Source organism: Paenibacillus sp. PL2-23 (assembly GCF_040834005.1).
Classification (GTDB): domain Bacteria; phylum Bacillota; class Bacilli; order Paenibacillales; family Paenibacillaceae; genus Pristimantibacillus.
Window position 1 is genome coordinate 444,255 of record NZ_CP162129.1, and the last position, 21,313, is coordinate 465,567.

Sequence of the window (21,313 nt, forward strand, 5' to 3'; positions counted from 1 at the left end):
TCATTTCCGTGCGGAAATGACCTCGGCCGCCGCCGTGACGCGCTTCATTGCTCCCGACCGCCGTCCCCCGCATAACCCATCCCGCCCGCCCGATTAGACGTTTCTGGCACGTCTATTTGCTTCGAAACCACCGGTCTCCGCTCATTTAGTTGTTTCTGGCACGTCTATTTGCTCCAAACCACCGTTCCCCGCACATTTAGTTGTTTCTGGCACGTCTATTTGCTCCAAACCACCGTTCCCCGCACATTTAGACGTTTCTGACACGTCTATTTGCTCCAAACCACCCATCCCCTTCACAAATAAATGCCTCTAGCACGCAGGAGAGCGGATTCAACGTAATAGCTCCCAACAATCAGTTAAATGGAAGGTTGCAGGTTGTGTTGGGAATACCATCTGTTGCATGATGGAGTTGCACATACTTGCTCAGGATGGTTTCTGATTTGATCGTTTGTAGGACGAACCTATACAGTCGATAAGTCAATACAGGGAGTACCCTCTGAACGCCGGGCAGATGCAGCTTGCAAAGGAGAAGGAAACCAATGAATTTCAGAAAACTATCGTTTAAACAAAGAATCTGGTTTTCGTTTACAATCTTAACGACCTGTTCCATTGCCTTGACCGGCCTCGTTTCCTATTCGCTTGCTTCCTATGTCGTACAGAAGAACGCCATTGAGCTCCATCAGGACAATCTGGTCCGTTCTACCCAAAGCATTGATGAGAAGATCAGATTTTTTTTGACATCTGTTCTCACCATCATGATTCATGAGTCGTTCCAGAAAGCCATGAACGATGTGAGCAACAATGATGCGAGTCGCTTCTATTCCCATGCTGGGGCATTAGACACCGTATTTACACAAGCGAGGTTGAATGAACCGATGATTACGGACATTATGGTAGCCACCCCCATCGGTGATTTTCATCCCTTTACTTCCGCGCGCTCCAATGTCTCCTTCTACAAGACAGAACTGTATGAGAGAGTCAGTCAGGCTCAAGGCCCCTCCGTGTGGATTGAAGCGCATGAGGATGAGCTGTTCGAGGGGAACAAGAGGGTAGTGACCTATGTAATTGAAGTGTTGTCTAACAGCCAGGTCCCGGATTCCTATCTAGTGGTGAATGTGAGAGAAGGCAGCTTTTACGGCATGTTCGAACAGCAGTTTCGTCAGTTTAAGGGAGAGACCTTCCTGCTGAATGAAGCCAATATGTCTGTGCTTGGCGACAGAACCCCCTCATACGGAAGCAGTGAAGATCAGATGGTCACCTCGCAATCCTTAAAGACGGTGCCTGCATGGAAGCTTGTAAGGGTGCAGTCCAAGAAGGTCCTCCTTCAGGAAGTGCAGTGGATTAAATGGACGACGCTGCTGCTCATTACGGTTTGTGTGCTGCTGGCATTTTTATTATCCAATCTGCTTACCTCCTACTTGCTTAAGCCGCTAATCATGCTTCGAAACGTTATGAAGCAGGTAGGGCATAACAATCTATCCGTAAGATTTAAAGGCTATCATGATGATGAAATCTCTCAAGTGGGTCAACGCTTCAATACGATGCTGGATCAGATTCAGCAATTATTCACCGAGGTGAGAGAGGCAGAGCGGGAGAAGCGAAACTCAGAAATTAAAGCGCTTTCTGCTCAAATCGACCCTCATTTTCTATACAACACATTGAATGTGATGTACTGGAAGGCGAGGAGGGCTCGGATCGACGATGTGAAACAGATGATAACCTCATTATCCAGGCTGTTTCGATTGGGCTTAAACAACGGAGAGGAGATCACCACGCTCTCCAAGGAGTTGACCCATGTGACCGAATATATAACATTGCAAAGTTTTTGCTACGACGGGAAGTTCCGGCATGAGATAGTGATTGACGAGGAGGTTGATCCGGAGATTCCTATGCTTCGAGTGCTGTTACAGCCGGTCGTCGAGAATGCGATTCTACATGGTTTCTCTGACATCACGCAGGGCGGAGAGCTGGAAATCCATATAAAGACGACGGAAGAGGATCGAATCCAAATTTGCATTCAAGACAACGGGAAGGGCTTCGACCCCGAGGAGCAGTCAAGCGGATACGCGCTGCATAATATCAGTCAACGATTACGCCTATATTATGGGGGGGAGGCTTCTCTGATCATTCAAAGCAAGCCTGGAAGCGGAACAACTGTGACTTACGAGCTCCCTCGATCGATGGGAAGTGAGTAGAAATTGCCCCCGTAGACCGCAGGAATGGATCACACGGTAAGCCTTTTCATTCCTCTACAATGAAGGAGAACCATTTCATTTAATCCAAAGGGGAGTTGTATGCTGTGGTAAACAAAACATTTCTTCGTTTGCTCTGTGTAACGCTTATCATCGTCCTAGCCGCATGTTCTTCGAACAACAGCAGCAATACGGAAAGTCCAAAGACTGCACAGAAATCAGAGAATGGGCAAAAAGCAGAACCGCAAGAAAAGACCGTCATTAAATATTGGACGGATGATCGCCACGACGCAGAATATATCAAGCAAATCATTAGTGATTTCAACGCAACAAATGAAGACGGCATTGAGGTTGAACTGAATGTGTTGTCCGACAACTTCAAGCAAGCTGTCGATATTGCATATTCCACAGCGCAAGCGCCGGATGTATTGCGAATCAAGACAGGCGTAATAAGCGAGTTTGTAAAGAAAGGATATCTGGAGCCGATTGATTCCTATGTGACGCCGGAGATGCTGTCGCAGTATAAGCCTGTTGACGGGGCCAGCACATTTGACGGTAAGCTGTACAGCCTGCCGCACATCGGAACGACACAGCGTTTAATTTACAACAAAGACCTGTTCGCGAAGGCAGGAATCGAAGCGCCGCCTGAATCTCTTGCACAACTGGTGGAAGCTGCCAAAAAAATTACAGAGGTAGGGAAGGCTGAAGGGGCTTACGGTCTGGCCATGGACTTCAAGAATCCGTCGTCAGCCTTCAGTAGAGCGGGCAACCCGATCCTCTCGCTAAGCGGGTATGGGCATAAGGGATATGACATGAAAACAGGAGCATTCGATTTCACTGGGTATGGTGAGTTAGCCGAAGCGTTCCGTCAGATGAAGGTGGATGGAAGTTTGCTTCCCGGTTTCGAAGCGCTTGCTATTGACCCGCTGCGCGCGCAGTTCGCTCAAGGGAAGATCGGCATGTACCTGTCTTATTCTGTTGAGCCGGGCGTGTACAACACTCAATTCCCAACGGAAGTGAACTGGGGAGTTGCAATCGCGCCGACGCTTACCGGGGAGCGCAACGGAGCATCCGCCGTGGTGGGAACAGGAACGTTCCTAGGGTTGAGCAGCGAAAGCGAACATAAGGATGCGGCTTGGAAGTTTATTTCCCATATGTACAGCAAGGAAGTATTGCAGCCTTATCACGAGCAAGGTCTCGGAATCATCATTATTCCACATATTACGGACGGGGCAAAGAAGCCTGAAGCCAAAGGAATCGACGGATTCTTAATCACGGAGTTTGACGGTGTATGGCCGGAGATTCCTGCCGTTACACCAGACGGCTTGAACTATGCGGACGCTTTGTTCCGGTACATTATCGAAGGCGGGGACAAAGCGGCAATCATTGCCGATGTGAACGCAAGATACAACGCGGCGTTGGAGAAAGTGAAGGCAAGCGGTGAGGTATTCCCTGTAGATCCAAGCTTTGACCCAAAGAGCTTGCGCAGTAAGTAATAGGTGGCGAACGAGGGCCCGACAAGCCCTCGTTCTAATTCTAAGATGATAGAGAGATGGTGGATTACATGAGAGTCGCGAAACAATGGGGAGAAACCTGGTTATATTTGTTACCCAGTGTTGTGTTAACTCTGGCTCTTGGCATTTATCCCATTCTGTGGGCGATTCGTTACATGTTTTATGATTATCAAGGATACGGTACGCCTATCTTTATTGGACTTGAAAACTTTGTTCGGCTAGGGCAAGATCATCTGTTTTGGGAATCGGTGCAAAATACCTTCATTTATGCCGGCGGCAAGCTGATTTTCACCATTCCCATTTCGTTGGTTCTGGCGGTCATTTTAAATAGAGCGTTCTTAGGAAGAAATTTGCTCAAAGCGATTTATTTCATGCCGACGATCGTGAGTACCGCGGTCATCGCAATTGTGTTCTATGTCATCTTTAATTCCTACAATGGAATGCTGAACCAGCTATTGATGAGTCTCGGGATCATCTCGGAGCCCATTGGCTGGCTGGGTCCCAAATACGCGATGCTGACAACGATTATTGTGGCCATATGGGGAGCTGTCGGGAATTATATGCTGCTGTTTATCGCCGGACTTCAAAGCGTTCCGCAGGATGTGTATGAAAGTGCATCAATCGACGGAGCGAATGCGGTACAGAAGTTCTGGTTTATCACGATTCCGCTGCTGGGCCGCGTGATGCAGATGATCGTTATGCTAGCCATTATAACATCGCTCAAAGGGTACGAAAGCATTATGGTCTTAACAGAGGGCGGGCCGATCGGCAAAACAGAGGTTATGTTCTTGTATGTTTACAAGCTGCTGTTTCCGTTCGCCGGGGGCTCAGATGCAACGGTTCAGCAATTTGGGTACGGCAGCGCAGCCGCTTTCGTCACGGCCTTAATCGTAGGCGTGATTACGATCCTCTATTTTTATTTTTCGAAGCGAACGAGTCATGACTAACAGGGGGGATTAGCAGTGAGAGCGATATCTAGCCATCTTTCAGCAGTCATCAAGTGGTCATTCCTCCTGGTATTAGCCATTGTGACACTCTATCCGGTGCTTATGACGTTCCTGGGGTCCTTCAAATCCAATCTGGAATTAACGGCAGGATCGACCATCTTGCCAAGTGACTGGAGATTCGAAAACTATGTGACCGCATGGAAGCAGGCTAACTTTGCAAAGTTTACATGGAACAGCTTATATATCAGCAGTATGACAACGATTCTGACTTTAATTGTTTCATCAATGGCTGCTTATGTAGTGGATCGAAGAAATTTTATCGGGAAAAGGTTTGTTGTTGCGCTGCAAGCCTCCACCATGTTTATATCTGTCGGTGCCATTGTCATGCGTCCCCAGTTCGACCTCATGATTGCCCTAGGCTTGAATGACTCGCTTTGGGGGTTGATCATTGTATTAACCAGCTCGCATGCCGGCGCGTTCTTCATCCTGCTCGGCTTCTTGAAAGCCGTGCCGAGAGACTTGGATGAAGCGGCTTATATTGACGGAAGCGGGTTCCTCTCCGTATATTGGCGGATCGTATTACCTTTGTTAAAGCCGGGTTTGGGCGTAATTGCATTATTCGCTTTCCGCGGGGCGTGGAATGAGTACGTGCTTCCTCTCGTATTTACGATGAACTCGCCGAATCTTCAACCATTGACTGTAGGATTGGCGCAGCTTCGGTACGGGTATTCCGCCGCGGAACAAACCCACTTGATGATGGCCGGAGCTTGCTTGTCGATTCTTCCGATCTTGGTTGTATACATTTTTGCCAACAAATCGTTTATGCAAGTGACGGCAGGCTCTGTTAAGGGGTAGTAAGGCGGGGGGAGTGAACATTATGGCCGAAGACAAGCTCAAGAAGTCCTATAAGGTTTTCATTATCGATGACGTACCTACAGTGCTTGATGGGCTAACGGAAGAAATTCCTTGGAAAAGCATGGGGATGGAAGTCGTCGGCACTGCGATGACAGGCACAGAAGGCTTGGATAGTATTCTCGAGCTGTCTCCGGACTTGGTCATATCGGATATACGCCTCCCTCATATGGACGGCTTGGACCTGACGGAGCGAGTCATGAAGGCGCTGCCTGCTTGCAAGGTGATTTTGATGAGTGGATATAGCGATTTCGAATACGCGCAGAGGGCCATTCGCCTCGGCGCGTTCGATTATATTACCAAGCCCTTCACAGAAGACGAGATGATTGCGGTCGTGGAGAAAGCGAAGGAAGCAATCGAGGCAGAGCTAAGGGATGCAGAGCGTGTGCAAAGGATGGAACGACAGCTGGAGCAGCTCAAGCCGGTCATGATCCATGAGTATCTCTCCTTGTTGTTACAGTATAAAACCAGCTATCATCACGCGGAACGCAGGTGGGAATACCTGGATCTGCCGATAGACCCCTGCAATCTTCAAGTATTTCTCTTCGAGATTGACCAATTCTCGGAAAAGAGTATTGAAACCTCCGTCCAAGAGGTGGAGCTGCTGCAATTCTCCTTGCAGAATATTGTTGAGGAAACCATTGTAGAGTTCACAAAGGGGAAGGTCGTCCGAATCTCTCCGGGTCGATTCGCCGCGGTGGTGAATCTGACATCGACGATTACAGTGACCAAGCTGGCCGAGCTGTGCAGAGAGAATATCGGGACATACACCAAGTTTACAGTCTCGGTCGGCGTCGGCTTACCCGTTCCCGATGTCACTTCCTTGCGTCAATCGTACGTACAGGCGCTGCAGGCCTTATCCTATCACTTCTACACGGAAGGCAACGGGGTGTTCGATTATGGGGACATTCCAAAGCGCCAGCAGCAGCCGGGTCTGCCCCTTGGCGAAGTGGATAGCTGGCTGATGTCGATTCGATCCGGCAACAAAGAGAAATCAAGAGAATACTTGCAGCATATTCAAAGATTGTTAACAGACGTGGAAGGGCTGCCGGAACCTTCTTATATGTTGAGTGTTTATGATGAGCTATTCTCATCGGTGATCCGAGTGCTGCTGGAGAAGCTGCCGAAGGAGCAGATGGAGCTGCTGGAAGCGAGCGCGCGAGAGCGGCGTCAGGAGGATCGGGAGTCGCTAGCAGATTTGTTTCAGATCTTGCATGACATGTGTGAGCAGGGCTGTATGCTGATCAATGAGCAGCGTCGTTCGGAATCGGAAGAGCTCATCGACAAGGCTTGCGCCTTCATTAGAAGCCGTCTCCAAGAGGAATTAAAGGTAGCCGATATTGCGGAATATGTGCACTTAAGCAGCAGTTATTTCGCCAATCTCTTTAAAAAGGTGACCGGGACTACCGTTCTGCAGTTTATCACGCAGCATCGAATGAACGAAGCGAAGGCGATGCTGTTGGATGGCCAACAGGTACAAGAGGTATCGCTGACTCTTGGCTACGAGGATCGCCGTTCCTTCAGTGATACCTTCAAGAAGCACATCGGGATGACGCCTTCGGAATTCAGACAACAATATTTAAAGTAGGCAAGCGAGAGCTTGCTCGCAGGGGGAATCAATATGCTTACATCGAGGCTTGCAAGGCTTCGTTCCAACGCAAGCCGCCCGGAATTTCAGGGTGCTGTTGGTCATATTCGGGAACAAGCAAGAAGAGCGAAGGAAGTACGGCTTGAGCTGGAAGCGAAGCAAGCAGCGAATTGGGGGCATTACTATCATTGCCGGCAGGACGGTGCTCGTCTGCAATTCTCATGGAATCACCCAAAGACGCATAAGTGTCCCCACTGCGATCAGATCTGGATGGGTGAACCGTTTGACTCTGCCTGGGTCGGTCTTGCTCATCATCAGCTGGGACAGCTGCTGAAGCAGGGGAGTATTCTGTATGCCATCGAACAAGATGCCAGCTTGTTGGAGTGGATGAAGGAGACCTTTCTCCAATATGCGAGAGTATACGAAACGTATGTCGTCCATGGCGATATTCCATATAACGGGCCCGGCAAGCTATTTGCGCAAACGCTCGATGAAGCCCATTGGATACTGGATTTAGCCATGGGCTATCAATATCTGGAAGAGTGTTTCACCTCGAAGGAACGAGACTTCATCTTGGAAGGACTGTTTCGTCCCTGCGCGCTCTTCTTGATTCAGTACAAAGAGGAGCAGCTTCATAACCATGCCGTTCATATCACTTCGGCCATTGCGGTTCTTGGCTTTCTTTTACAAGATCAAGAGGTTCAAGCCGCAGGGCTGGAAGGGCCTTATGGACTTCATGACCAACTGAAGCGGGGGGTTCTTGCCGACGGGTTCTGGTATGAGGGCTCCTTTGGTTATCATTATTATGTCATAGGTGCCCTGATTCAATATGCTGTAACGGTAGAAGGAACAGCGTGGGATTGCCGCAATGACCCGGAGATCAACAGCATCTTCAAGAGCATGTTTGATCATCCGTTGCAATTGCTGTTGAATAACGGGAAATTCGCGAATGTGAACGATTGGAAGAGAGGGGATAGCATATACAACTATATTCCTTATTACGAAGTTGCGTTGGATTGGTACGGCGACGAAGCCTACCAAGGCCTGCTAAGGGAGTTATACAGTAGAGAAGGGACTTCGCGCGACTCCTACCTGGCTTTGTTGTTCGGGAAGGAGTTGATGACCTTAGAGCAGCCTGCGGCTGAGCGCAGGGAGCTGGAACGTCTCATTCAGTCCGATTGTTCATTAGCAGCGAGCGGCTACACAAAAATTAGTCGTCCAGACGGACCTTATTTGTTCGTAAAACACAGTCCGTTCGGCGGGGAGCATGACCATATGGATCGTCTGGGTATCTCCTATGGTATCGGCGATATCCCGTTGATTGATGATCCAGGGACGGTCGCTTATGCGGTTCCCATACACTATGCTTGGTTCAAGCATACGTATTCGCACAATACATTCTGTATAGACGGACACGACCAACCGCCTGCAGACGGGCGCCGAATAGCCTATGAGCAGGAAAGCTGGGGAAGCTGGGTTGTCTCCGATGTGAATTGGATGCAGGATGACTATCTTATGCAGGGGAAGATATTGCTGCCGACGGACATGTGCACCTGGAACGAGGAAGCCTACCGAGGCTGCAGCATTACACGGATAAACGCTGTAACAAGCAAGCTCTTCTTGGATGTATTCCGCGTGCAGGCGAGGGCGGAACAAGAAATTGACATCCTGTATCATGTGAAGGGCGAAGCCGCAGATACGAGCGGCTGGATGCCGACAAGCGACAAGCTGAGTCGGTTGTCAGAGACACTTTTCCGGGACAAACGGAAGAAAAACGTCGCAGGAAGCCAATCGATGGCTTGGAATGTGGAGAATGGTTATTTGGTTCAGGCGAGCTGGTGCTCCTCGTCAGGCGCTCATTATTTAACGTATACACCGGATAATCCGCCGGATCAGGAGCGGCATTCTCTCATCCAAAGGACCTGCATACCCCATTCCGGAGAAGTATGGTTTGTGAACGTATTCTACCATGCTTCTGCGTATACCCAAGCGTCAGTCCGTGCTTCCGCCTCGCCATGCAGCGATGCTAATGGTTCGGTAATCAGGGTAGAAGCGGCGTATGGAACGGAGCATGCCATATTTACGATTCATTGTTCGGAAGATAAAGCTCGCGTCGAATGGGGAGTTTGAGGGAATGCCTTGGCTTTTGTTTCATCTGAAGGAGGACCCGTATGAGCAGGTGAATGTAGCCCACAACGTGGTGTATGCCGCTAAACGCAAAGAGCTGAATGATCGATTAAAGCAATGGATTCATGAAACCGGCGACAGCTTTGCGTTACCGGAATTTTGATTATCAACGGCAAGGTCGGCCGGAGGATGCGCCGAGGCGCTCGGGTGGTCATTTCTATGCGGAAATGACCACGGCCTTCGTCGAGGCGCGCTTTGTCGCTCCCCACCGCCGTTCCCCGCACGAATAGATGTTCCAGATTCACCTACTACTCTCAATACACAATATAATTAATAATGCCAACCACAATGAGCACAACTACTCCAACAACCACAAATCCTAATAAACCATACTTTAAAGTGTCCATTAGCGGCTCGCGCGACCGATCACCGCAATGAGGGCAAAATGATGCGGTTGAAGATACGTTTTGATGGCAAACTCGGCATTTGATCAGCGTTCCCATACGGTTACCGGTTACCCCCTCTGGTTTGTATATTATTATGGTTTATCTGTTTGGTCGGTTTTTGAGCCTCGATTCGCAGCAAGGTCTTGTATAGAACCGTCCATATGAACAAATAAACGGCCAACGCTCCTGAGGCATTCAAAATGACATCGTCAACGTCAAAGCTGCCTAAGCCCATCATGTATTGACCAATCTCTATCGACAAATTAATGCCGAGGAGTAAAACGATAAAAATCCTAAGCTTTCTTAATTCACTGTATAGCATCGGCAATAATACGCCGAACGGCATTAGCATGATCAGATTTCCAACGAGATTCATAAACCAAATGTTGTTATTATATTTTTCTTTGTTGTTTAGATATTGTGAAATAGAATCAAATGGAATCAAATTATACGATCTATTTCCACCATAAAAGTGAAGTCTATCTAAAACCAAATATTTAAAGAGAACAAATAGGTATAGGATATATAAGATCCAGCAGCATAATTTGATTAGTCGTCTCAAGCCGATTATCCTTTCACTTTGCACTATATCCTTTGATCAATCCTATTCCCCAATTCCTTCTCCACGCCGCCAGAATCCAATCTAACACGAGATAGACGGAACGGTATCCGAATGAGCAGTAGCTCCGAGATCAGCATCGCAGCACCCAGCAGAATGAACGGAGTCATCAAGCTTTCGCTCCAATTGAATAGGAATGGATAAATAATAAGCTGTGCGGCGAACAGCGCCATGTATAGCCTCAGCCTAACGAATAGCGAGTACATTAGCTCTGCTGGGGCAAGCGGCTTGAAGTGTGCATATATCTCTCGGAAAATAAAATATAGAAGCAGCCCGTGCAGGACAGTCATCCCCTGTGTGTATAGGTGTACTTCCATTGGCGCGGCGCCGAGGTCATTCAGGTCCAGGTTTGTTTTGGTCACAAGCTGCGGCAGCGACAAGGGGATGAGGACGGCTGCAAGCCATCGGGCCGGCTTAAAGTTGCCTTCTCCGGCGCGAAGCTTATTCAGCGCGAGCAGAATTATCACATATCCAATGACGTCCGGGAGAATATCGAAGACCCCCAGATGAAAGTCAACTAGCGTAAATATAAGCCCCCAACCGAGCTCTCTTAATGATTTGGCAATGTCAGGCTTCATGATGGATCACCCCCGAGGCGGACCAGCTCTTTGATTTGTTTCTCATCTAAATAGTGATTGAAAGAAAGGGGGATCCGCTCATGCACCGTTCTCCCGTCCTCTGTCTGGAAGGTTAGCAGAATGGATGCCTTGTACACCTCAGAGGCCCCAGGCAGCTCCTCCGGCAGGCTCCACTTGTAATTGAATGTCAACGGATCTCCGGTATTCAAGCTCATAGGCAGCTGGGGATGGGGATCATCCGCGTCCTTACCCGTCATGGACAGCTCGAGAGAAGAGCCAAGCCTGTCGCTGAAGCTGACATCGACTTGCTCCAAGATAACGGGCTGTTGTACCGTTACGCTGTAGTGGCCTGTTCCGTCCGAGGAGCTGCCGCTTGAGGAAGATTGCAGTAAGCCCTCTTCTTTCTCCCACACCACGTTAATTTCACCAATGGGCACCTTTTCAGACGGTCCGTCATTATAAAAGACAGTAGCCTCTCGAATCGTGATCGGCACAGGCTCCATCTCTCCGAGGTCATCCTTTCTCCACTCGCCATAAGCCTTCTTCAGCACCTGGTGCTTATAATACGTATTAGGCTGGGGAGGGACCGTCAGCCGAAGCATGGGAAGCTCCTCCAGCAGAACGCCCGTAATTCTCCTGTCTCCCGTGTTGTTCTCCAGGTAGCTCAGCTCTATCCAATCGCTCTGATAGCCGTTAATCTCCATATAATGCTTCAATAAAATCGGCTTCTCCAGCTGCATCGCCTGATAATACCAGATGTTGCCGACCCAGCTGGCCATAATCATAAGTCCAATGATGACCCATAACGGCTTGTTTACAATCGTTAATTCCGAAGCTCTCTGCAAATCAGATTCCCCCTTTGTTTGGAAGGGTATGCCCATCTCTTACATTTAGACGTTGCCAAGGCGGTTGTGGTTGCCATTACTTTTTTCGATAACGGTCTAATATGTAGGAGTAGCTGGGATCAAGCAGCAGCATAGGCTCCGTCAGCTCTTCAATCACCAGTTCGGGGTGTGCGGCTTCGCTCTGCACTTCCTGGGCCATTCGTCTATAAATTTCGGCGGCGGCTTGTATTTGATCCGCCTCCTTGTCGTTGAGGGAGATATAGCCCTGCTCCAGAAATTTGGTCGTCATGCCGTTCAGCGCATTACCAACCCGAAGCAGGCTGACCTGAAGCAAGCTCCACTGGCGGCTGTGCTCCTCCATGTCGTGGACACGCCAAGTGCCAAGATGGAACTGGATGCTGCTCAGCTCTCCAGTCATGATTCTCCAGCTTTCCTTCAGCTGTTCTTGGGCTGCTGCATCTCGCTCTCTCCCTGCATGAAGAAGGAATGTCTCAGCGTGGTTGGCTATATTGTCCCCGCTCACGGCTATCGACCATAATTGTGTGCGATTCTGTTCTTGTATTTGGCGTTTGTTGAACTGCTTGTCGAATAGCAGATAGCCATTGGCGGCTATTGAAATAACCAGCAGAAGCATTAGAATGGGCATTCGCTTATTGGCGCTTACGGTGATCATCTCCTCAAGTTTGTCACAGAATTTAAGAGGTTACTTCGTTAGGTTACCATATCCATCCTAAAAATGGGTGAACAGGATAAAATAAAGAACAGCACCAGTTCGGCCCCTCTCTTCACCGTGGTATAATCTCTGTAAAGCAGACAGGATCGAACAAAGGAGAACAAGCCCTTGCGCAAATTCATTCTGGCCGTTCTTGGCCTTATTGGGATTACCTTATGTTATTTCACCCTCGTGTCCGCAGGGAAGGTCTTTCGGTCGGACTGGCAGCTTCCGGGGGCCGGCTATTCGGAGGGCGAGCAGCAGCAGCGGCTGGTGCTGATTACGCAGGAGCTGGAGACGCCGTTCTGGGATAAGGTGGGACAAGGCGCGCTCCGACAGGCGGAGGAGGAGGGGGTCAGCCTTGAGGTGTGGGGCAGCTACGGGATGAATCAGGAGGAATTCCTGAAGCGGATCGAGATTGCAATCGACTCCAAGGTGGACGGCATTATTGTTCAGGGCCTCGATTCCGATAATTTCAAAAGCTTAACGAAAATCAAGGCTGCCTTCTACGGCATTCCCGTCATAACAGTCGCTAACGATGTGCCGATGTCGGAGAGTCTGCGCCGAACCTATGTCGGCTCGGATTCTTATTTGGCCGGGCAGCTCATAGCGGTGCAGCTTGTTGCGGATATGGGGGAAGCTGGTGATGTTATTTTGCTAGGGGATACCATTCAGGAATATTATCAGAAGCAGCGGCTCGCCGGTTTGCAGGACGTTCTGCAGCGTTATCCCGATATCCGAATGGCTTATGCCGAGACGGGGGCGACGAGAGAACAGGTTATTGCGACGACCAAGGATCTCATGAATGGAGTGCCGGACGTGGACGCGTTTATCGCGGTGAATGCCAATATGGCGGAGGCGATGCTCTACGAGATCGGCAGACGCTCGCAGATCGAGCCGTATCATATCTATACCTTCGACGACGGCAAGGATTCAGAGGCGCTGTTCGCTCAGGGGAAGCTGGACGGTATGCTTGAGCAGTCGCCGGACCGAATGGGCGAGCTCAGCGTGCAGCTGATGATGGAGTGGCTGAGGGGTGAGACGGTGCCTCTTGATATGAACGGGTATCTCACCGATATTCGGATGGTGAAAGCGAAGGATGCGCCATGAACAATAGCATTCAGAAGAAGATATGGACACTCGCGGCGGTTGTGCTCTCTATTATGGTCATCATTTGGATAGCGCTTACTTATTATAATCAGAAAACACAGGATCAATATAACGACATCCTGCAGCGTTATCTGCGCATGAATGAAGTGACGACGGCCAGCGGGCAGATGATTGCTTCGCTGAACAATTACCTCAATACGCCAAGTCCTGACCATCTGGCGCAGCTGGATGCCAGCAGGGAGAGCATGATCAGGGCGAAGAACGAGGTGTATATGCTTCGCAATGCGGAGAATGCGTTCGCCTTGACCAGCTATATGAATCTGATCGATAGCCTGGTGGAGACGATGGATCGGTCGCTAGTCTTCCAGTCGGAGAAGGAGACGGAGGCCTCGTCGGAGGCGTTCACGGAGGCGACGCGTATATCCAAATACATATCCGAGATGACGCTGACGCTGATCGATACGGAGCTAAGGACGTATGACCGCTTCTACCGCGGCATCATTGAGCAGTCCCAGGAGCTGAACAGGCTGGGCATCTGGCTGCTTCTGCTCATCACCTTCCTACTCCTGGTGTTCACTTATTGGTTCTCGCTCAGTATAACGAGGCCGGTGCTGAAGCTGACCCAAGCGGCGAAGGAGCTGTCGAGGGGGCGGTTCGACCTGGAGGTGGAGGTGAAGTCCAACGACGAGATTTCCTTCCTGGCCAAAATGTTCGATCGCATGCGCATTAACATTAACAATCTGATCTCGGAGATTCAGCAGAAAGCCCAGCTGGAGAATGAGCTGCAGCAGAGCAAGCTTCTGCTTCAGGAGAGCCAGCTGCGCAGCCTGCAGAGCCAGATTAATCCTCACTTCCTGTTCAATACGCTGGACACGCTGTCGAAGAAGGCCTACCTGGAGGGCTCCGAGGAGACCAGCGATCTGCTTGTCAGCGTAGCGGGCTTGCTGCGCTACAATTTGAAGCGGCTGGATCGGTCCGTCACGCTGTATGAGGAAGTGAAGGTCATGGGGCAATATATCGATATTCAGAAAGCCCGGTTCACAGAGCGGCTTCGGCTGCATACAGACATGGACGAGTCTTGTCTGCACGTTCAGATTCCGGGCCTTACCCTGCAGCCGATTATCGAGAACGCCGTCATTCATGCGATAGAGCCCGAGGAGGAGGGCGGCAACATCTGGTTCCGCATCATCGACGGAGGCGAGCGGGTCATCATTGAGATTGAGGATGACGGGCCAGGTATGTCGGCGGACAAGATGCAGAGCATTCTGGAGGAGCATGCCGTAGAGTCGGAAGGGCATTCCACAGGCATTGGCTTCAGTAACGTGATTAAGCGGCTTCGTCTGTTCTACGGGCTGGAGGATGTCATCGACATTGAGAGCGGGAGCGGGAACGGGGACGGAATGGCGGGCGGACGCGGAACGATGGTACGGATGAAAATACCGAAAACAAGGGGAATCGAAGCCTATGATAAAGCTCCTGATCGTCGATGACGAGCGGATTGAGCGCGAGGGTCTGCAGGCCATATTGCGGAAGGGTTATCCCGACCTGGACATCGCGCTGGCCCAGAACGGGAAGATCGCTGTTCAGCTGGCGGACGAGCTTGAGCCGGATCTGATCCTCATGGATATTAAGATGCCGGGGATGAGCGGCCTGGAGGCCATTGAGCTGATTCAGGCTAAGCATCCACGGATCAAGTATGTGATGGTCACGGCATACGATGCGTTCGAATATGCGCGGCAGGCCATTAAGCTGGGCGTCAAGGATTATTTGCTGAAGCCGAGCAAGGCAAGCGAGATTATCGCCACGGTCGGCAAGGTCATACATGAAATTGAAGCGGAGCGTGCCCAGCAGGAGGCGAGCCAGTCGCAGCAAGCCGCGCTTCAGAAGGCGCTGCCGTTGATTGAGACGGATGTTGTGACGCAGCTGCTGTTCGATCATGTGCACGATGTGCATGTGGATGAGCTGGTTGGCCTTCTGGATATACAGGCTGCTGGCAGCGCGATGTTCGTTATGCTTGTGCTGCTGCCTGCGGGGTCGGAGGGGCTCTATTCCGCGGTGAAGGAGAAGGTCAGGCAGAGGGGCGCCGGCTTGGTCGGCGCGCTGTACGGGCGGCAGCTTCCTGTCATTGTGATCCGGGACCCGGAGAAGTCCTTCCGCACACAAGCTATCTCGCTTGCGCGCGAGCTGTTATCCCTTGCGAAGCCGGATGCGGGAGAGGGCTGGTTCGTCGGCATTGGCAGCGTGTGTGGAGCGCTGGGGGAAATCCGGCAGTCCTATCAGGAATCGCTGGTTGCCTCGATGGATACCACCTTGCCGGTCAAATACCGGTTCTATGAGGATGTTCCCGCTCTGGGAGCGGTGTATGACAGCCAGCTTGCCAAGCAGCGGGAGAAGCAGTTTTTTGACCAGGTTCGGCTTGGGCAGTGGGAGCAGGTTGAGGCGGGGCTGATGGATTATATTCAGCAGTACGAGAATCTGGGGGCTGAGCTGCTGCAGATGCAACAGCGTGTTCTGGAGCTTCTGTGGGTCGCCTCCCGTGTGCTGACCGAGATGGGCATAGAGGCGGACACGCCGCTGTTCTCCTTCCAGGCAGAGGATGTAAGGCAGCTCCGCACCGAGACGGGACGTCTGCTGGACCGCATGAGGCAGTCGTATGCCAAGCATTTTGAACGGGTGGAGCCGGATACGATTCAGCAGATTAAGCAGTTCATTATGGAGCATTCCCATGAGGATATATCGTTGGACGCGATTGGGAAGCGGGTAGGCTTAAGTCCATTTTATATTAGCAAAATGTTCAAGGATCAGCTCGGCATCAACTACATCGATTTCCTGACGGAATGCCGGATCGAGAAGGCGAAGAAGCTGATGGCCGATCCGGAGAAAAGTCTCAAGGCCATTACGTTCGAGGTCGGATACCATGACCCCAATTACTTCAGCAAGGTATTCAAGAAGATGTGCGACGTGACGCCGAAGGACTATCGCAAGACGCTGCTGGGCGGCAGGAAGCCGGAGGAGGAGGAAGGCTGATGGCGGGAGGTGAGAGAAGCTTGCAGCGAATAGGAGAACGGCTTCGTGCTATTGGGCTCGTGCTCCTTCTCCTGCTCGTGATGGCGGGCTGTGAGGGCGGCAGCGGCGACGGCGTTAATGGGGACAATGAGGTTAGTGGCGTCAATGGAGACAATGAAGGCGATGGAGGCAATGGTGTCGGGGGACCCCTCCATGGCGAGGGTGCCTTGCCGCAGGACGGGGGCGCCCATTCGCCAGCTGCCAGCCCACAGGGGAATAGCCATGGGGAAGACTTGGAGCGGCCTATTAAGATTGGCTTCTCGATGGATACGCTGCTGGAGGAGCGCTGGGCCAAGGACCGGGAGCTGTTCCGGCAGTCAGTCGAAGCGCTGGGCGCTGAGGTTGAGATCTACGCTTCCAATGGAGATGACGCCCTCCAGATTATGCAGGCCGAGACGATGATTAGCGGGGGCATTGATCTGCTGGTCATTGTGCCCCATAATGCGGAGGCCACAGCCGCCATTGTGAAGAAAGCCCATTCGTCGGGCGTGAAGGTTATTGCATACGACAGGCTGGTGAAAAACGCGGAGATTGATTTGTATGTATCCTTCGATAATGTACTGGTGGGAGAGCTGCAAGCGCAGGCTATTACGAAGCTTGTCCCGAGGGGCAAATATGTATATATTGGCGGCGCCGAGACCGACAACAACGCGCATCTGTTCAAGGAGGGTGTGTTTAACGTTTTGCAGCCGATGATTGACAGCGGCGAGATTAAGGTTGTCTACGACCAGTGGACCAAGGACTGGACTCCTGCGAATGCCAAGCTGAATATGGAGGCGGCGCTGAAGGCGAACCGGAATGATATTGATGCCGTCATTGCCGCCAATGACGGGACGGCCAGCGGTGTTATAGCTGCGCTGGAGGCGCATGGACTCGCCGGGAGCATCCCCGTTGCCGGACAGGATGCGGAATTGGCCGCTGCCCAGCGTATTGTAGGAGGCACGCAGACGATGACAGTCTACAAGCCGATCCACGAGCTGACGCTCAAGGCGGCTGAGTTGGCGGTCATGATGGCGAGGGGCGAGATGCCGGCTGCCGACCGCAAGGTGAACAACGGCAAGATTGAGGTGCCGTCCGTGCTGCTCGCGCCTATTGCGGTAGACAAGAGCAATATCGACGAGACGATCATTAAGGATGGGTTCCACACCAGGCAGGACGTATACCGGTATGCGCCGCCTGCGCGCTGATAGGCCTGTATGTTAAAATGCTCCGAACCGCCCGCCATAGCACGAGCTGCTAAGGGGGCGATTCGGAGCGTGGCAGCGACACGAGGTGTGGTTGTGGCGCCGCAGAGGCGGTTAGTTTGTGCAACAGCGACACGTGGTGTGGTTGTGGCGCCGCAGAGGCGGTTAGATTGTGCAACAGCGACACGTGGTGTGATTATAGCGCCGCAGTAGCGGTTGGTTTGTGCAACAACGACACGTGGTGTGGTTATAGCGCCGCAGAAGCGGTTAGTTTGTTCAATAGCGACACGTGATGTCGTTGTTGCGCCGAAGAGGCGGTTAGTTTGTTAAACAGCGACACGAGGTGTCGTTATAGCACCGCAGTAGCGGTTAGTTTGTGCAACAGCGACACGTGGTGTCGTTGTTGTGCCGCAGAGGCGGTTAGTTTGTTAAACAGCGACACGTGGTGTCGTTATAGCACCGCAGTAGCGGTTAGTTTGTGCAACAGCGACACGTGGTGTCGCTGTTGCTGGTTAGGCGGCAGTGCGGAGTGCGATACCGACACGAGGTATCGTTATAGCGCGCCGCAGGAGCCGCTATTTCAGCTGCCTGTCTACTGCAGCTTCACCCTGCACTCCTCGATAGAGGATCTGCGCTGGCCTCCCTGACGCGATTCGGCAGCTTCGATGACTGGGGCGCGCTCGCCGACCTCCACCATTCTGGCGATCAGCCGCTTCTTCAGGTCGTCGGCAATGCTCCGGTAGGCATCGAAGCCGGCCAGGTTTGTCAGCTCGTGCGGATCCGCCTCCAGGTCATACAGCAGCTCCTCGACGTACCGCTCGGAACCGGAATCGAATTTGGGATGCGCGTCATGCGCGGCAACGGCATATTTCCAGCGCTGCGTGCGGATGGCTCTGCCCACGTGGGATTCGCTGATCTGGACGAATACCTCCTCCGGCCATTCGACCGGCTGCTTGCGAACGAGCGGCAAGACGGAGCGCCCCTGCATGTCGCCTGGCACCTCGATGCCCGCCGCATCCAGCAGGGTAGGCGGCAGGTCAACCAGGCTGACAAGCTCGCGGAGCTGTCCGCCTTGCATGAAGCCGGGACCGTATACCGCGGTCGGCACGCGTATGGAGCTGTCATGGGCGCTGCGCTTGTATTCTTCGTTGCGCGTCTTGAAGTGGCAGCCATGATCGGAGGTGAACAGGATAATGGTATCCTGGGTCAGATCCAGGCTCTTCAACGCATCCCGAATCCTCCCCAGCCCCTCATCCAGCCGCTTCACCATACCGTAATAGCCCCCCAGGTGCTGCGGCGAGCTGCCGCCGAGCGCTCTGAGGTCAGGCGGTGTCCAACGGTCCGTATAAGTCTCTTCATAGCCGTCCGGCGCGGGGTAATTGTCAGAATGGTTCTGATGGTGAGGCTCAATGTAGGACAGGAACAGGAAAAACGGCCGGTCCTGATGCTCGTCAATATATCGAATGGCGGCATCCGTCTGGGCGTCCACCCGATAGCCGGGAAGCTTGACCTCCTTGCAGTCATTGTCGTACATCACGGTGTTGTAGGCATCCGAGGAGAACTCCAGCACATTGGATGCCAGCCAATGCTCGTAGCCTCCGCGCTGCTCCGCCGGTACGGGCTCTTGGCCCGCTAGATGCCACTTGCCGATATAGCCGGTGTCATAGCCGGCGTCCTTGAAGTAATGAGCCAGCGTACGGCGGTCCTGCGGCAGCGGAATTCCGTTCCGGTAGCAGCCCGAGGTAGTGGCGTATACACCCGTCTGCAGACAGGAGCGAGCCGGACCGCAAACAGGCTGGCACGTGAACATATTGTAGAGATGCGTGCCTTCTCTGGCCATGCGGTCGAAGTTAGGCGTCAGTCCAAGCGGGTTGCCGTGAACCCCTGTTGTATCCCATCGCTGTTGATCGGTAAAAAAAACGATGACGTTTGGTTGTTTTTTCATCACAACTCACTCCTTATTCATTTGCCATAATGTGTTATACTTACAGGACCAACCCGAGTGTGAGGAGCTGGCCATATGCCCAATCATGATGCCCATAGGGAACGACCGACGGAACGGCACTTCACCCCCGCCGCCAGCGATAAGCAAGGCGGAGTATGGATTATAAGGGGGGGCGTGGAGCTAGCCCGTCCCGGCTCACGGATGCTGGCTTATAGCAGCCTGCACTTCGTAATGGATGGCGCCGGCGTCTTCAAGTCGGGGTCAAGCCTGTTCCATTTGTCAAAAGGTGATGTATTTGCGATATTCCCTAATCTCATCCATAGCGTGGAGGCGGCACCTGGCTGTGAGCTGCGTACGGACTGGGTGGCGTTCCATGGACCGCAGGCTTCAAGCCTCATGCGGCAAATCGGGCTGACGGAGCATCACCCTCATCAATCGGCGGCCCTGTCCGAGCAGGTGGAGCGGCTTCTTCTGGCCATCGAGCAATGGATGAACGAGTCTGGAAGCCCTTCTCAGCTGGAGGCGCTGGGCATGTTCTACCTTCTTCTCGCGGAATTGAAGAAAGGGAATGACAACAGGTCCCGCCAGACGATAGGGGGCCATCATGATTGGCTGCAGAAGGCTCTGGACTATATTCACGCGAATTATGTCCACATTACCGTGCAAGAGGTTGCGGATTATGTCAACATGAGCCGGTATCATTTCTCCAATACGTTCAGCAAGGTGCTGTCCATCAGCCCCAAAAAATATGTGGATGCCGTCAAAATGAAAAAAGCCGCATCCCTGCTGACGGAGCATACGGACATGCCCGTATCGGATATTGCCCTGTTTTTCAAAAAGGATATATTCGCGTTCTCCAGAGCCTTCAAAAACTTCTATGGCGTGTCGCCCACAGAATACCGGGAGCAATTCGGCAGCCCCCACACCTCAAGCGGTGTGAAGCCTCTTCCGAAGATCGGCACGGTGGTCTGCGCCGATACCTTTGACGATCAGCCGGTCGGCGTCTCCCCTCGGGATTATGCCGTATTCGGCTCGACCGTGACGGTAGAGCGCGCGCCGGAGCTGATCGGGCATGCAATGTGTATCGCCAGCCAGGCCACAGGCTCCGTATTCGCTGAGCGCGAATTCCCTCCTGTATCGGACCGGCTGAGCTTGACGCTCCGCATTATGGTCCGCCAGACGACCTCGCCCATCGCGATTCATCTGTTCGACCAGAGCAACCGTCCCGTGATTCGCGTCAGCTTGAATCACTTCGGCATGCTTTCCTTCACACACGCCCAAACCTGGACACAGTCCGTCATGGAATACCATGAGCATGTGTGGCATCACCTCGAGATCATCGCCAATCTGGCTGACGGCACCTACGACTTCCACTTCAACAACCGCCCCGTCGCTATGCGGGCCAAGCTCGACCCTGCCAGCCGGGAGCTTGCCAAGCTTCGTCTCGGCATCCAGCAGAGAGGAAGCGTGTTCTTCGATGATGTATCGGTGATGCGTATGCTGGACTTCGGGTAACGTCTCGCTGCCC

General features: G+C 52.2%; 17 protein-coding genes. 12 read left to right on the plus strand and 5 right to left on the minus strand.

Annotation, left to right across the window (positions count from 1 at the left end):
* Positions 1–539 precede the first annotated feature (539 nt).
* The 7 genes from AB1S56_RS01920 (at position 540) to AB1S56_RS01950 (ending at position 9,443) form a co-directional block, all read left to right on the plus strand.
* Positions 540–2,195, plus strand: coding sequence for a sensor histidine kinase (locus tag AB1S56_RS01920; protein WP_340872609.1), 1,656 nt, complete (start codon positions 540–542; stop codon positions 2,193–2,195).
* Between the two features lie 104 nt (positions 2,196–2,299).
* The gene (locus tag AB1S56_RS01925; RefSeq protein ID WP_340872608.1) at positions 2,300–3,688 is read left to right on the plus strand and encodes a sugar ABC transporter substrate-binding protein; all 1,389 of its coding nucleotides are present in this window, start codon (positions 2,300–2,302) and stop codon (positions 3,686–3,688) included.
* 68 nt (positions 3,689–3,756) lie between these two features.
* Positions 3,757–4,653, plus strand: coding sequence for a sugar ABC transporter permease (locus AB1S56_RS01930; RefSeq protein WP_340872606.1), 897 nt, complete (start codon positions 3,757–3,759; stop codon positions 4,651–4,653).
* 15 nt (positions 4,654–4,668) lie between these two features.
* Positions 4,669–5,508, plus strand: a complete 840-nt coding sequence (locus AB1S56_RS01935) for a carbohydrate ABC transporter permease (protein WP_340872604.1) — start codon at positions 4,669–4,671, stop codon at positions 5,506–5,508.
* Positions 5,509–5,530: 22 nt separating this feature from the next.
* Complete coding sequence (locus tag AB1S56_RS01940) at positions 5,531–7,153, plus strand: response regulator (RefSeq protein ID WP_340872603.1); 1,623 nt, start codon at positions 5,531–5,533, stop codon at positions 7,151–7,153.
* Positions 7,154–7,186: 33 nt separating this feature from the next.
* Entirely contained in the window at positions 7,187–9,283 is a 2,097-nt protein-coding gene (locus AB1S56_RS01945; protein ID WP_340872602.1) for a heparinase II/III family protein, read from the plus strand.
* A 4-nt stretch (positions 9,284–9,287) separates the two neighbouring features.
* A complete protein-coding gene (locus AB1S56_RS01950; protein ID WP_340872601.1) occupies positions 9,288–9,443 on the plus strand; it encodes a hypothetical protein in 156 nt (51 codons plus the stop codon).
* Positions 9,444–9,787: 344 nt separating this feature from the next.
* On the opposite strand, the gene AB1S56_RS01955 is transcribed toward AB1S56_RS01950, so the two are convergent.
* The 4 genes from AB1S56_RS01955 to AB1S56_RS01970 all read right to left on the minus strand — a co-directional run bounded on the left by AB1S56_RS01955 (position 9,788) and on the right by AB1S56_RS01970 (position 12,441).
* The gene (locus tag AB1S56_RS01955) at positions 9,788–10,312 is read right to left on the minus strand and encodes a VanZ family protein (protein WP_367903411.1); all 525 of its coding nucleotides are present in this window, start codon (positions 10,310–10,312) and stop codon (positions 9,788–9,790) included.
* Positions 10,312–10,923 carry a hypothetical protein gene (locus AB1S56_RS01960; protein ID WP_340872599.1) on the minus strand — a complete coding sequence of 204 codons (612 nt, stop codon included), beginning with the start codon at positions 10,921–10,923 and terminating at the stop codon, positions 10,312–10,314. Before AB1S56_RS01960 ends, AB1S56_RS01955 begins: the two co-directional genes overlap by 1 nt.
* Positions 10,920–11,768: a hypothetical protein gene (locus AB1S56_RS01965; protein WP_340872598.1), complete on the minus strand. Its 849-nt coding sequence runs from the start codon at positions 11,766–11,768 to the stop codon at positions 10,920–10,922. The genes AB1S56_RS01960 and AB1S56_RS01965 overlap by 4 nt, the downstream gene beginning before the upstream one ends.
* 76 nt (positions 11,769–11,844) lie before the next feature.
* A complete protein-coding gene (locus tag AB1S56_RS01970; RefSeq protein ID WP_367903412.1) occupies positions 11,845–12,441 on the minus strand; it encodes a hypothetical protein in 597 nt (198 codons plus the stop codon).
* Between the two features lie 168 nt (positions 12,442–12,609).
* On the opposite strand from AB1S56_RS01970, the gene AB1S56_RS01975 reads away from it, so the two are divergent.
* Genes AB1S56_RS01975 through xylF form a run of 4 tightly spaced genes read left to right on the plus strand, consistent with a single transcriptional unit; the run spans position 12,610 to position 17,843 of the window.
* Positions 12,610–13,590, plus strand: a complete 981-nt coding sequence (locus AB1S56_RS01975) for a substrate-binding domain-containing protein (RefSeq protein WP_340872596.1) — start codon at positions 12,610–12,612, stop codon at positions 13,588–13,590.
* Complete coding sequence (locus AB1S56_RS01980; RefSeq protein WP_340872594.1) at positions 13,587–15,080, plus strand: histidine kinase; 1,494 nt, start codon at positions 13,587–13,589, stop codon at positions 15,078–15,080. The genes AB1S56_RS01975 and AB1S56_RS01980 overlap by 4 nt, the downstream gene beginning before the upstream one ends.
* A complete protein-coding gene (locus tag AB1S56_RS01985) occupies positions 15,055–16,617 on the plus strand; it encodes a response regulator (protein ID WP_340872593.1) in 1,563 nt (520 codons plus the stop codon). Before AB1S56_RS01980 ends, AB1S56_RS01985 begins: the two co-directional genes overlap by 26 nt.
* Positions 16,617–17,843, plus strand: coding sequence for a D-xylose ABC transporter substrate-binding protein (xylF, locus tag AB1S56_RS01990; protein ID WP_340872592.1), 1,227 nt, complete (start codon positions 16,617–16,619; stop codon positions 17,841–17,843). The genes AB1S56_RS01985 and xylF overlap by 1 nt, the downstream gene beginning before the upstream one ends.
* Before the next feature lie 589 nt (positions 17,844–18,432).
* Here xylF and AB1S56_RS01995 read toward each other — a convergent pair.
* The gene (locus AB1S56_RS01995; protein ID WP_340872591.1) at positions 18,433–19,785 is read right to left on the minus strand and encodes a sulfatase-like hydrolase/transferase; all 1,353 of its coding nucleotides are present in this window, start codon (positions 19,783–19,785) and stop codon (positions 18,433–18,435) included.
* Between the two features lie 75 nt (positions 19,786–19,860).
* Between AB1S56_RS01995 and AB1S56_RS02000 the strand changes: the two genes are divergently transcribed.
* Positions 19,861–21,300 carry an AraC family transcriptional regulator gene (locus AB1S56_RS02000; protein ID WP_340872590.1) on the plus strand — a complete coding sequence of 480 codons (1,440 nt, stop codon included), beginning with the start codon at positions 19,861–19,863 and terminating at the stop codon, positions 21,298–21,300.
* The last annotated feature ends 13 nt before the right edge of the window (positions 21,301–21,313 follow it).